The 12287-nt window shown below is 68.0% G+C and carries 10 protein-coding genes; all 10 read left to right on the top strand.

Annotated features, from left to right (window positions below; translation table 11 throughout):
* Positions 1–2 precede the first annotated feature (2 nt).
* The 10 genes from hslU (at position 3) to ftsW (ending at position 12272) form a co-directional block, all read left to right on the top strand.
* Positions 3–1337 carry an ATP-dependent protease ATPase subunit HslU gene (hslU, locus tag ACE3P9_RS04295; protein ID WP_374492031.1) on the top strand — a complete coding sequence of 445 codons (1335 nt, stop codon included), beginning with the start codon at positions 3–5 and terminating at the stop codon, positions 1335–1337.
* A 335-nt stretch (positions 1338–1672) separates the two neighbouring features.
* Positions 1673–2107, top strand: a complete 435-nt coding sequence (locus tag ACE3P9_RS04290) for a division/cell wall cluster transcriptional repressor MraZ (protein ID WP_374492030.1) — start codon at positions 1673–1675, stop codon at positions 2105–2107.
* A 13-nt stretch (positions 2108–2120) separates the two neighbouring features.
* Positions 2121–3041 (top strand): 16S rRNA (cytosine(1402)-N(4))-methyltransferase RsmH, encoded by a 921-nt coding sequence (gene rsmH, locus ACE3P9_RS04285; protein ID WP_374492029.1) that lies wholly within the window; start codon positions 2121–2123, stop codon positions 3039–3041.
* Positions 3038–3388 carry a cell division protein FtsL gene (ftsL, locus tag ACE3P9_RS04280; protein WP_374492028.1) on the top strand — a complete coding sequence of 117 codons (351 nt, stop codon included), beginning with the start codon at positions 3038–3040 and terminating at the stop codon, positions 3386–3388. The genes rsmH and ftsL overlap by 4 nt, the downstream gene beginning before the upstream one ends.
* Positions 3385–5226 carry a peptidoglycan D,D-transpeptidase FtsI family protein gene (locus tag ACE3P9_RS04275; protein ID WP_374492027.1) on the top strand — a complete coding sequence of 614 codons (1842 nt, stop codon included), beginning with the start codon at positions 3385–3387 and terminating at the stop codon, positions 5224–5226. The genes ftsL and ACE3P9_RS04275 overlap by 4 nt, the downstream gene beginning before the upstream one ends.
* 8 nt (positions 5227–5234) lie before the next feature.
* Complete coding sequence (locus tag ACE3P9_RS04270; protein WP_374492026.1) at positions 5235–6782, top strand: UDP-N-acetylmuramoyl-L-alanyl-D-glutamate--2,6-diaminopimelate ligase; 1548 nt, start codon at positions 5235–5237, stop codon at positions 6780–6782.
* Between the two features lie 8 nt (positions 6783–6790).
* The gene (gene murF / locus ACE3P9_RS04265; protein ID WP_374492025.1) at positions 6791–8209 is read left to right on the top strand and encodes a UDP-N-acetylmuramoyl-tripeptide--D-alanyl-D-alanine ligase; all 1419 of its coding nucleotides are present in this window, start codon (positions 6791–6793) and stop codon (positions 8207–8209) included.
* Complete coding sequence (gene mraY, locus ACE3P9_RS04260) at positions 8194–9372, top strand: phospho-N-acetylmuramoyl-pentapeptide-transferase (protein WP_374492024.1); 1179 nt, start codon at positions 8194–8196, stop codon at positions 9370–9372. Before murF ends, mraY begins: the two co-directional genes overlap by 16 nt.
* Positions 9373–9384: 12 nt before the next feature.
* Positions 9385–10935, top strand: a complete 1551-nt coding sequence (murD, locus tag ACE3P9_RS04255) for a Mur ligase family protein (protein WP_374492023.1) — start codon at positions 9385–9387, stop codon at positions 10933–10935.
* Positions 10932–12272: a putative lipid II flippase FtsW gene (gene ftsW / locus ACE3P9_RS04250; protein ID WP_374492022.1), complete on the top strand. Its 1341-nt coding sequence runs from the start codon at positions 10932–10934 to the stop codon at positions 12270–12272. Before murD ends, ftsW begins: the two co-directional genes overlap by 4 nt.
* Positions 12273–12287: the final 15 nt, after the last annotated feature.

Raw genomic sequence — 12287 nt, 5'->3', positions numbered from 1 at the left:
CCATGTCGTCCATGACTCCCCAGGAAATCGTTTCCGAACTCGACCGCCACATCGTGGGCCAGAACGCAGCCAAGCGTGCCGTGGCCATCGCCCTGCGCAACCGCTGGCGGCGCCAGCAGGTCGACGCCAGCCTGCGCGCCGAGATCACGCCCAAGAACATTCTCATGATCGGCCCGACCGGTGTCGGCAAGACCGAGATTGCCCGTCGCCTGGCCCGGCTGGCCGATGCGCCCTTCATCAAGGTCGAGGCCACCAAATTCACCGAGGTCGGCTATGTGGGCAAGGATGTCGACTCCATCATCCGCGATCTGGTCGAAGTCTCGGTCAAGCAGACCCGCGAGGCGGCCATGCGCCGCATGCGTGTGCGGGCCGAGGACGCCGCCGAAGAGCGCATTCTCGATGCTCTCCTGCCGCCGGCCCGTTCCGCCTCGGGCGAACCGATCGCCACTCTGTCCGGGGACAGCGCCACCCGCCAGGCTTTCCGCAAGAAGCTGCGCGAAGGCCAGCTCGATGACAAGGAGATCGAGATCGACCTCGCCGACGCAGCCCCCACCATGCAGGTCATGGGGCCCGCTGGCATGGAGGAGATGACCGAGCAGCTGCGCGGCATCCTCGGCTCGATGGGGCAGGAGCGTCGCCGCACGCGCCGGGTGCGCATCGCCGATGCCCTGCGCCAGCTCGTCGACGAGGAGGCGGCCAAGCTCGTCAATGAAGAGGAGATCCGTGCCCAGGCCGTGGACAATGCCGAACAGAACGGCATCGTCTTCCTCGACGAGATCGACAAGGTGGCCGGCAGCGCCGAGCGCAGCGGGGCCGACGTCTCGCGCCAGGGGGTACAGCGCGACCTGCTGCCGCTGGTCGAGGGCACCACGGTGCACACCAAGCACGGCATGATCCGCACCGACCACATTCTGTTCGTCGCTTCGGGGGCCTTTCACCTCTCCAAGCCGAGCGACCTGATCCCGGAGCTGCAGGGGCGCTTTCCCATTCGCGTGGAGCTGCAGAGCCTGTCGGAGGCCGATTTCGAGGCCATTCTCACCCAGACCCAGGCCTCGCTCATCAAGCAGTACCAGGCCCTTCTCGCCACGGAAGGGGTGACGCTGGAGTTCGCACCCGAGGCCATCACCTGCCTTGCGCGCATCGCCGCCGATGTCAACGAACGCACCGAGGACATCGGTGCCCGCCGCCTGGCCACCGTGATGGAGCGCCTGCTCGACGAGGTGAGCTTCGATGCCGCACAGCGCCAGGGGCAGACGCTGACCATCGACGCCGCCTATGTCCAGGAGCGTCTGGGCGCGCTCAGCCAGAACGAGGATCTCTCCCGTTTCATCCTCTGAGGCCGGGGCCGGATGGCATTCCGGCCCTTCTCCTGAGCCGGGATGCCGGCGAACAGGTGTGCACTTTTGCATCAATTCGTGCTGCAGTGCATGCAGGCACGGGACGTTCACGCTCAAGCATTACATCCATAGGACAATTTAAGTTGTTATTTTTGAAGGTTTTTTGGGTTCACAAGCCTTCAGGATGGATGCTAACTGCTTGATTTCATTCGAAAAACATCTAAGCGCCGGTTTGTGAAGCAGATTGTTTCCTGCTACAGTGTCGAAAAGTGGGGAATGGTGGTAAAAACTGCCCTTTCCCTTACGTCCAGACTGTCTTTCCAGGAAACCCCAGCGTGTTCGAAGGCGCCTCGTCCCTCTCGGTGGATGCCAAAGGCCGGATTGCGATACCTACCAAGTACCGCGCCGACCTGATGGATGCTGCCCAGGGCCAGCTGCACATCACCCGGCATTTCCAGGAAGACTGCCTGCTGCTCTTTCCGGAGTCCGAATGGGTGCAGTTCCGCACGCGGGTGGCCCAGTGGCCTGCCTCTGCCGCCTGGCAGAAGCGCATCGTGCTCGGCAATGCCGTGGCACTCGACATGGATGGCGCCACCGGGCGCATCCTGCTGTCGCCCGAGCTGCGCGAGGCCGCCATGATGGGGCGCGAAGCCCTGCTTCTGGGCAACGGCAGCCACTTCGAGCTCTGGGACAAGGCACTGTATGCGGCCAAGGAGGCCCAGGCCCGTCAGCAGCCGCTGCCGGATGCCTTGCAGGATTTCGTGTTCTGAAAGGTCTGAGGAAGTGAGCTGGAAGCACACCACAGTCATGCTGCGGGAGGCGGTCGACGCCCTCGTGCACGACCCCCATGGCACCTACGTGGACGGCACCTTTGGCCGGGGCGGGCACAGCCGCGCCATCCTGGAGGAGCTCGACAGCGACGGTCGCCTGATCGCCTTTGACAAGGACCCCGAGGCCATCGCCAGCGCCCACGCGATCGAGGACGAGCGGTTCTCGATCCGGCATGCCAGTTTCACCGCCATGGCCGAGCTGCCCGCAGCCAGCGTCGATGGCGTGCTGCTCGATCTGGGTGTGAGTTCCCCCCAGATCGACAACCCTGCCCGGGGATTTTCCTTCCGCAACGACGGGCCCCTCGACATGCGCATGGACCCCACGCGTGGCGAGAGCGTGGCCGATTGGCTCGAAAGTGCGGAAACGGACCAGATTGCGGAGGTGATTCGTGACTACGGAGAAGAGCGGTTTGCTGGGCAGATTGCAAAGGCGATTGTGGCTCGCCGACAGGAGCTTGGCCCTCTTGCCACCACCGCGGAGCTCGCGCAGCTCGTGGCTGGTGCGGTCCGGACCCGCGAGCCGGGGCAGGACCCCGCCACGCGCACCTTTCAGGCATTTCGGATTTTTATCAACGCCGAACTGGAAGACCTGCAGCAGACCCTGAAGCACACCCTGCGCATCCTGCGTCCTGGGGGCACGCTGGTGGTCATCAGCTTCCATTCGCTGGAGGACCGCATCGTCAAGCAGTTCATGGTGCAGCATTCGCGCGAGGTGTATGACCGGCGCCTGCCGGCGGCCTTTGCCACCGCGCCCGCTCCCATGCCCCTCACAGACGTGCAGCGCGTGCGCCCCACCGCCGACGAGGTGGCGGGCAATCCGCGCTCGCGCAGCGCCATCCTGCGCTGCGCCGTCCGCACCGAGGTGCCTGCATGATGCGGCTGGTTCTGCTTCTGCTGGCGGCTGTGCTCGGCAGCGCGTTCTATCTGGTGCATCTGCGCTACGAGTCGCGCACGCTCTACACTGCGCTCGACAAGGCGCAGACCTCGGCGCGCAAGCTCGAAACCGAGCGCGATACCCTGGAGGTGGAAAAACGCGCCCAGACGGCCGCCCTGCGGGTGCAGGGCATCGCCCATGACCAGCTCGGCATGCGGGAATCCACGCCCGACATCACCCAGTACGTGACCGTGCGCGACGGCGAGGTCAAGGTCAGCACGCCGGTGGCAACCGAAGGCACTGCCTCCGCACCCGTGGCTGCAGCAGGCCGGAGGGTGGCGCCATGAAGTGGATCACCCGTCAGGAGCGCCACGAAAAGGCCCTGCAGAAGAGCCTCAAGGGCGTCACCAGTGCCAAGGGAGTGCGCGACAACGCCGTGGGGGTCAATCCGCTGCTCACCAGCCGCACCCCCGTATGGCGCAGCCGCCTGCTGGTGGCCGGGCTGGCGCTCGGGTTCACCGGGCTGGTGGCGCGTGCGGCCTATGTCCAGATTTTCGACAACGCCTTCTTCCTGCGGCAGGGGCAGGTGCGCTATGCCCGTACCATCGAGATGCCGGCCAACCGCGGGCGCATCCTGGACCGCAACGGGCTCATCCTGGCGTCGAGCGTGCCGGCGCAGAGCATCTTCGCCTTTCCGTCCGAAATCGACCGCGAGGGCGATGCCGCCAAGCTGCACCGCATGGCGCAGCTGCTGGGCATGAGCGACCAGGAGCTCGGCACCCGGCTCGGCAGCGCCAAGAACTTCGTGTATGTGAAGCGTCAGGTCGACGAAGGGGTGGCCGAGCAGATCGCGGCCCTGGGCATCAAGGGCATCGACCATCGCAAGGAATACCGCCGCCAGTACCCCGAGGGCGAGGCGGTCTCGCACATCGTGGGCTTCACCGACGTGGAAGACAAGGGTCAGGAGGGGATCGAGCGCACCTTCGACCAGCAGCTTGCCGGCAAGCCCGGATCGCGCCGCGTCATCCGCGACCGCCTGGGGCGCGTGATCGAGGGCGTGGGCGAGCAGGTGCCTCCGGTCGACGGCAGGGACATCCGTCTCACCATCGACAGCAAGATCCAGTACTTTGCCTGGCAGAAGCTGCGGGATGCCGTCAAGGCGCAGGATGCCAAAGGGGGCAGCGTGGTGGTGCTCGACGTGCGCACGGGCGAGATCCTGGCGCTCGCCAACTATCCGAGCTACGACCCCAACGACCGGCGCGACCTCACCGGCGAGCAGCTGCGCAACCGCGCGCTCACCGATACCTACGAGCCCGGCTCCATCATCAAGCCGCTGACGGTGGCCCTGGCCCTGCAGGAGCGCAAGGTCACCCCCAACACCATCATCGAGACCAGCCCGGGGCGTCTGACCATCGCCGGTGCCACCATCGGCGACACCCACAACTACGGCACCCTGACCGTCGAGGGCGTGGTGCAGAAGTCGAGCAACGTGGGCACGGTCAAGATTTCCGAGCGTCTCGAAGCCCACGACATGTGGGACAACTTCATGAACATGGGTCTGGGCCAGAAGCCCGACCTGCCGTTCCCCGGCATCGGACGGGGCCGCGTGCGGCCCTGGAAAGCCTGGCGTCCGATCGAGAAGGCCACCATGGCCTATGGCTACGGGCTGTCCGCCAGCCTGTTCCAGATGGCGCGTGCCTACAGCGTGTTTGCCCATGACGGCGTGATGATGCCCATCACGCTGGTGCAGGACAACATGGCCGACGCCAGCGGCCGCCTCCATCCCGTCGACAAGTCGCGTGGCGTGCGTGTCTACAGCCCGGCCGTGGCGCGGGAGATCCTGCACACCTTGCACCTCGTGACCCTGCCCGGCGGCACGGCCCAGCAGGCCCAGACCGTGGGCTATTCGGTCGGCGGCAAGACCGGGACGGCGCGCAAGCTCGACGGCACCCGCTATTCGACCAGCCGTTACCGTGGCTCCTTTGTGGGCATCGCTCCGATCGAGGCTCCCCGCATCGTGGTGGGCGTGATGATCGACGAACCCAAGAGCAGCATCTACGGGGGCCTCACGGCGGCGCCCGTGTTCAGTGACGTGGTGCAGCAGACCCTGCGCATCCTGGGCGTGCAGCCCGACATGTCGGTGCGTCCCGGCGTCATCACCGATGAACCGGAGGAATCCCTGTGAGCACCCCGATGCTGCCCCTTCTGAGCACCCCGGCCGAAGCCGCCGCCTGGCTGCGCGCGCACGGCAGCCGCCTGCAGACGGACAGCCGCAGGCTGGAAGCGGGCGACCTGTTCGTGGCCTGGCCCGGCGCCGCCCATGATGCGCGCGTGCACGTGCTGGCCGCGCTGCAGCACGGAGCGGCGGCCTGCCTGGTCGAGGCCGATGGCATGGACGCCTTCGACTTCGCTCGCCCTGCAGCGGCGGATGTCGCAGCAGGGCGTGTGGCGGCCTATGCCGGGCTCAAGTCCGCCACGGGCCCGATCGCTGCCGCGTTCTACGACACGCCCTCGCGTCGGCTCGACGTGGTGGCCGTGACCGGTACCAATGGCAAGACCACCAGCGCCTGGTGGCTGGCCCAGGCCCTCTCGCATGGTGCCCGGGGCTGTGGCCTCGTGGGCACCCTGGGCGTGGGCCGCTTCGTGGGTGGGCAGGCCGAGCTGCGCTATACCGGCATGACCACTCCCGACCCCGTGCTGCTGCAGCGCGAGCTGCACCATTTCGTCGACGAGGAACTGGGGGCCTGCGTGATGGAGGCTTCCTCCATCGGCATTGCCGAGCACCGGCTCGACGGCACGGCGATCCGCGTGGCGGTGTTCACCAACTTCACGCAGGACCACCTGGACTACCACGGCACCATGGAAGCCTACTGGCAGGCCAAGCGGGCCCTGTTCGACTGGCCCGGCCTGCAGGCTGCGGTGGTCAATCTCGATGATGCCCACGGCACCCTGCTGGCGCAGGAGCTGCAGGGAGGGGCGCTCGATCTCTGGACCCTGTCGTGCCTGCCGCCGGCGGCTGGTGCGGCTCCGGCGCGTCTGCAGGCCAGCGGCGTGCGCTATGGCGACCACGGGCTGGCGTTCGAGGTGACCGAGGCCGGGGGGGGCATCGCCTCCATGTCCACGGCCACCATCGGACAGTACAACGTCTCCAATCTGCTCGGGGTGCTGGGCACGCTGCGCGCCCTGGGCGTGCCGCTGGCCGAGGCGGCACGGGCCTGCGAAGGGCTGCTGCCGGTGCCGGGCCGCATGGAATGTCTCACCCTGCCCGGGCAGCCGCTCGTGGCCGTGGACTTTGCCCACACGCCCGATGCGATCGACAAGGCCCTCGAAGCCCTGCGCCCGCTCGCCCGCCAGCGCGGAGGGCGCCTGTGGTGCGTGTTCGGCTGCGGAGGGGACCGCGATCCGGTCAAGCGGCCGCTCATGGCACAGGCTGCCGAGCGCCAGGCCGACCGTGTGGTCGTTACCAGCGACAACCCGCGCAGCGAGGCCCCCGAGCGCATCGTGGCACAGGTGGTGGCCGGTCTGGCCGCGCCTGCACAGGCCTGCGTCGAGGTCGATCGCGCCCGCGCCATTGCCCTCGCCATCGCCGGAGCCGACCGTGCCGACGTGGTGCTCGTGGCCGGCAAGGGACACGAGGATTATCAGGAAATACACGGGGTACGCACCCCGTTCAAGGATCAGGAGCACGTGCGCATGGCACTGCAGAACCGGGCTGCGGCCCGCGCGGAGGGCGTCGCATGAACACGCCCATGCATATGACACTGGCCCAGGCGGCCCAATGGCTGTCCGACGCCACCGTGGTGGGCGATGGTGCCGTCACGGTCGACCGGGTGCATACCGACACACGCACCCTGCAGCCGGGCGACCTGTTCGTCGCGCTGCGGGGCGAGCGCTTCGATGCGCATGATTTTCTGGCGCAGGCCCGCGCGGCCGGGGCCACGGCCGCCCTGTGCGAGCGTGCCCACCTGGCTGCGCTGGGCTGGCAGGGCATCGAGGTGGCCGACAGCCGCCGCGCCCTTGGCGAGCTGGCCGCTGGCTGGCGCCGCCAGTTCGTTCTGCCGCTCATTGCCGTCACCGGCAGCAACGGCAAGACCACCACCACCCAGATGATCGCCAGCATCCTGCATGCGGCTGCGGGCGAGGCGGCGCTGGCCACGCAGGGCAATCTCAACAACGACATCGGTGTGCCGCTCACGCTGCTGCGGCTGCGTCCGTCCCACCGGCTGGCGGTGGTGGAGCTGGGCATGAACCACCCCGGCGAAATGGCGGTGCTTGCCGCCATGGCGCAGCCCACCGTGGCACTGGTCAACAATGCCCAGCGCGAGCACCAGGAATTCATGGGCACGGTCGAGGCCGTGGCCCGCGAGAACGGCGAATCGATCGCCGCACTGCCTGCCGACGGCGTGGCGGTCTATCCGGCCGACGAACCCTATACCGGCATCTGGAAGACACTGGCGGGTGCCCGCCGCAGCCTGACCTTCGAGGCCGACGCGGCGAGCGGTGCCGATGTGCACGCCGTCGAGGCCGTCTGGCAGGACGCGGCCTGGCAGGTCCGTGCGGCCACGCCGCAGGGGCTGCTGCACTTCCGCCTGCAGGTGGCGGGACGCCACAACGTGCGCAATGCGCTGGCCGCCACGGCCTGTGCGCTGGCTGCCGGTGTGCCGCTGTCCGCGATTGCGGCCGGGCTCGACGGCTTCGCTGCCGTGCAGGGCCGCTCGCGGGTGGTGGCGGCCCGCTTCGGCGGGCACGCGCTCACCGTGGTGGACGACACCTACAATGCCAACCCCGATTCGGTGCGCGCCGCCATCGACGTGCTCGCCGAGCTGCCCGGGCCGCGCGTGCTCGTGCTCGGCGACATGGGGGAAGTGGGCGATCAGGGGCCGGCCTTCCATGCCGAGATCGGCGCCTATGCGGCCACCCGGGGCATCGACCACGTGCTCACGCTCGGCGCCCTGGCGCGCCATGCGGCAGCCGCCTGCCCCGGAGCCCGCGCCTGTGGCGACGATGCCGAGGCAGGACTGTCCGTGCTGCTCGACGCGCTTCGTGGACTGCTGCCCGGCTGCGCGAGTGTGCTCGTCAAGGGCTCCCGCTTCATGCGCATGGAGCGCGTGCTCGCCGTCTTCGATCAACCCGCCCAGCACAAGGATGCCCCATGCTGCCTGCACTGACCCAATGGCTCATGGAGCACTACCCGCAGTTCGGTTTTCTGCGGGTGTTCCAGTACCTCACCTTCCGCGCCGTCATGGCCGCCATGACCTCGCTGATCATGGGCCTGCTCTCCGGGCCCTGGGTGATCCGCAAGCTGCGCGAGCTCAAGATCGGCCAGCCGGTGCGCGGCTACGCCATGGAGACACACCTCTCCAAGTCGGGCACCCCGACCATGGGCGGGGTGCTCATCCTGCTGTCGATTGCCCTGTCCACGCTGCTGTGGTTCGAGTGGAGCAACCGCTTCGTGTGGATCGTGATGGTCGTCACCTTCGGCTTCGGGGCCATCGGCTGGGCCGATGACTGGCGCAAGGTCGTGCACAAGGACCCCGAGGGCATGCCCTCCCGCGAAAAGTTCATGTGGCAGTCGATCATCGGGCTGGCGGCGGCGCTGTACCTGGTGTTCAGCATTTCCGAGACCAGCAACGCGCGTGTGCTCCAGCTCGTGATCGACTGGGTGCGTTCGGGCTTCGCCATCGACCTGCCACCCAAGGCGGGCCTCATGGTGCCCTTCTTCAAGGAGGTGAGCTATCCCCTGGGCGTCTGGGGCTTCGTGGCGCTCACCTTCTTCGTCATCGTCGGCGCGAGCAATGCTGTCAACCTCACCGACGGGCTCGACGGGCTCGCCATCATGCCTGTGGTCATGGTGGGCTCGGCGCTTGGCGTCTTTGCCTACGTCACCGGCAGCAAGCTGTATTCGACCTACCTGTTCTTCCCCTACATCCCGGGCTCGGGCGAGCTGCTGGTGTTCTGCGCGGCCATGATGGGCGCGGGGCTGGCCTTCCTGTGGTTCAACACCCATCCGGCCCAGGTCTTCATGGGCGATGTGGGCGCGCTCGCGCTCGGCGGGGCGCTCGGCACCATCGCAGTCATCGTGCGGCAGGAGATCGTGCTCGGGATCATGGGCGGCATCTTCGTCGTCGAGGCGCTCTCGGTGATGCTGCAGGTGGGCTACTTCAAGTACACCAAGAAACGCTACGGCGTGGGGCAGCGGCTCTTCAAGATGGCGCCGCTGCACCACCATTTCGAGAAAAAGGGCTGGCGTGAGACGCAGGTGGTGGTCCGCTTCTGGATCATCACCATGCTGCTGTGCCTCGCCGGCCTGTCCACACTCAAGCTGAGGTAAGGGAAGAACGCCATGCAGGGCCATACCCTCGATCAACAACCGGTGCTCGTGCTCGGCCTGGGCATCTCGGGCCTTGCCATGGCGCGCTGGTGCGCGCGGGTGGGTGCGCGGGTCACCGTGGCCGACAGCCGCGAGGCACCGCCCCATCTGGAGCGCCTGCGCGCCGAGCTGCCGGAGGTGCAGTTCATTGCCGGAGCCTTCGACGCTGCGCTGCTGGCTTCCACGGGAGCCCGCGCGGTGTTCGTGAGCCCGGGCCTGTCGCCCGCAGTCGCTGCCCCCGTGGTCGATCCTGCCCGTGCGCAGGGGCTGTGGGTGGGTGGTGAGCTCGACCTGTTCGCCCAGGCCCTGCGCCTGCTCGACGAGCAGCAGGGCTATGCCCCCCGGGTGATCGGCATCACCGGCACCAACGGCAAGACCACCGTCACCTCGCTCACCAGCCAGCTGCTCGAACGCGCAGGCTTCACGGTGGGCATGGCCGGCAACATCGGTCCCAGCCTGCTCGATACCCTGGCCGCCGCGCTCGACGCGCAGGCGCTGCCGCAGGCGTGGGTGCTGGAACTGTCGAGCTTCCAGCTCAACGACTGCACCTGGTTCGAGCCCACGGCCGCCACCATTCTCAACATCACGCAGGACCACCTCGACTGGCACGGCAGCATGGAGGCCTACACACAGGCCAAGGCCCATGTGTTCGGCCACGCCGGGGCGGCCGTGCTCAATCGGGACGATCCGCTCGTCATGGGCCTGCTGCCGCAGCTCGTGCCTGCGGTTTCCGGCAAGGGGGCCGCGCCCGCGCGTGCCTGGTGCAGCTTCGGGGCCGATCTGCCACGGCGCCCGGGTGACTGGGGGCTCGAAGAGGTCAACGGCATGGTGTGGCTGGTGCGTGCCGAGGCCGCCGAAGAGGCCGGCACGCCGCGGCGTGGCCGGGCCGGTGCCCCGCAGTCCGCCGAGGTCGAGCTGCGCATGCAGCGCCTCATGCCCGCCGATGCGCTGCGCATCCGGGGACGGCACAACGCCTGCAACGCGCTCGCGGCCCTGGCACTGGCCACTCTGGCGGGGGCAGAGCTCGCCCCCATGCTGTTCGGCCTGCGCGAGTACCGGGGGGAGCCCCATCGCGTCGAGCCGGTCGGCATGATCGGCGAGGTCGAGTACTTCGACGACAGCAAGGGCACCAACGTGGGAGCCACGCTGGCTGCTCTGGGCGGACTCGGTGCCGATCGGCGGCTGGTCGTGATTCTGGGCGGGCTGGGCAAGGGGCAGGACTTTTCGCCTCTGGCTCCTGCCGTGCGGCGGACCTGCCGGGCCGTGGTGCTGCTCGGGCGTGATGCGCCGATCATCGAGGCGGCCCTGCGCGACTGCGGCGTGCCGCTGCGGCATGCGGCCGACATGCCCGCTGCCGTGGCCGAGGCCGCAGCAGCGGCCCAGCCCGGCGACGCCGTGCTGCTGTCGCCTGCCTGTGCGAGTTTCGACATGTTCACGGGCTACGCCCAGCGCGCCGAAGTCTTCCGTGCCGCCGTGGCGGTGCAGGCCGAGGCGGCCGGCACTCCGCTGGAGGGAGTGGCATGACCACCGCTGTGCCCGGGCAAGCTGCCTCTCTCGGTTCGCGCGTCAAGGAGCGCCTGCGCCAGCTCTGGCCCCACGAGCTGCCGTTCGGTCATCTCCACCGCGACCAGGACGGCATTCCCGTGCGCATGCCCGAGGCCGGCTACGGACGCAGCCGCACCACGCACCTGTCGGTGTCGCGGCTCGGCATCGACGCCGCGCTGCTGTGGGTGATCGTGGGCCTGCTGCTCTGGGGAATGGTCATGGTCTACTCGGCCTCCATCGCCATGCCGGACAACCCGCGCTTTGCCAACTACACCTCCACGCACTTCCTGTCGCGCCACATGTTCTCGCTGCTCATGGGCACGGTGGCGGCGCTGCTGGCGTTCCAGGTGCCCATGAGCGTCTGGGAGAAGTGGGCGCCCTGGCTGTTTCTGGTTTCGATCCTGCTGCTTGTCGCCGTGCTGGTGCCGGGCATCGGCAAGGGGGTGAACGGCGCACGGCGCTGGATCGCCCTCGGCATCATGAATTTCCAGCCTTCCGAGCTCGCCAAGTTCTCGGTCCTGATGTATGCGGCCGACTACATCCGCCGCAAGATGGACGTGCAGGAGCGCGAGCGGCACATGGGGGATGTGGAGCGCTTCGTGCGGGCCGTGGCGCCCATGGCCTTCGCCGTGGGCATCGTGGGCGTGCTGCTGCTGGCCGAGCCGGACATGGGAGCCTTTCTCGTGATCGCCGTGGTGGCCATGGGCATCCTCTTCCTCGGCGGGGTCAATGCCCGCATGTTCTTCCTGATCGCGGCCATCCTGGTGGGGGTGTTCGCGCTCATGATCGCCACCTCTCCCTGGCGGCGCGAGCGGGTGTTTGCCTATCTCGACCCCTGGTCGCTCGACCACGCCATGGGCAAGGGCTACCAGCTCTCGCACGCCCTCATCGCCGTGGGGCGGGGCGAGCTGTTCGGGCGCGGCCTGGGCAGCAGCGTCGAGAAGCTGCACTGGCTGCCCGAGGCACACACCGACTTTCTGATGGCCGTGATCGGCGAGGAATTCGGGTTCGTGGGCATCGTGTTCCTGATCGTGGTGTTCTTCTGGCTCACGCGCCGCATCGTGGAGATCGGCCGGCAGGCCATCGCGCTCGACCGCACCTTCGCCGGACTGGTGGCCCAGGGCGTCGGGCTCTGGATGGGCTTCCAGGCCCTCATCAACATCGGCGTGAACCTCGGCGCGCTGCCCACCAAGGGACTGACGCTGCCGCTCATGAGCTATGGCGGCTCGGCCGTGCTCATGAACCTCATCGCGCTCGCGGTGGTGCTGCGCATCGACTATGAAAACCGCACCCTCATGAAAGGAGGTGCCGTGTGAACGCACCCGTACCTT

It is taken from the genome of Allobrachymonas sp., assembly GCF_041912815.1.
In the GTDB taxonomy this organism is placed as follows: Bacteria; Pseudomonadota; Gammaproteobacteria; order Burkholderiales; family Burkholderiaceae_C; genus Brachymonas.
Note: the sequence above shows the minus strand (reverse complement) of the source record. Positions and strands in the feature narration are given on the sequence as shown.

Coding starts and splice junctions, on each gene's coding strand:
- hslU (WP_374492031.1), top strand. CDS start 3: ATGTCGTCCATGACTCCCCAGGAAATCGTTTCCGAACTCGACCGCCAC.
- ftsL (WP_374492028.1), top strand. CDS start 3,038: ATGATGCGGCTGGTTCTGCTTCTGCTGGCGGCTGTGCTCGGCAGCGCG.
- ACE3P9_RS04275 (WP_374492027.1), top strand. CDS start 3,385: ATGAAGTGGATCACCCGTCAGGAGCGCCACGAAAAGGCCCTGCAGAAG.
- ACE3P9_RS04270 (WP_374492026.1), top strand. CDS start 5,235: ATGCTGCCCCTTCTGAGCACCCCGGCCGAAGCCGCCGCCTGGCTGCGC.
- murF (WP_374492025.1), top strand. CDS start 6,791: ATGCATATGACACTGGCCCAGGCGGCCCAATGGCTGTCCGACGCCACC.
- mraY (WP_374492024.1), top strand. CDS start 8,194: ATGCTGCCTGCACTGACCCAATGGCTCATGGAGCACTACCCGCAGTTC.
- murD (WP_374492023.1), top strand. CDS start 9,385: ATGCAGGGCCATACCCTCGATCAACAACCGGTGCTCGTGCTCGGCCTG.
- ftsW (WP_374492022.1), top strand. CDS start 10,932: ATGACCACCGCTGTGCCCGGGCAAGCTGCCTCTCTCGGTTCGCGCGTC.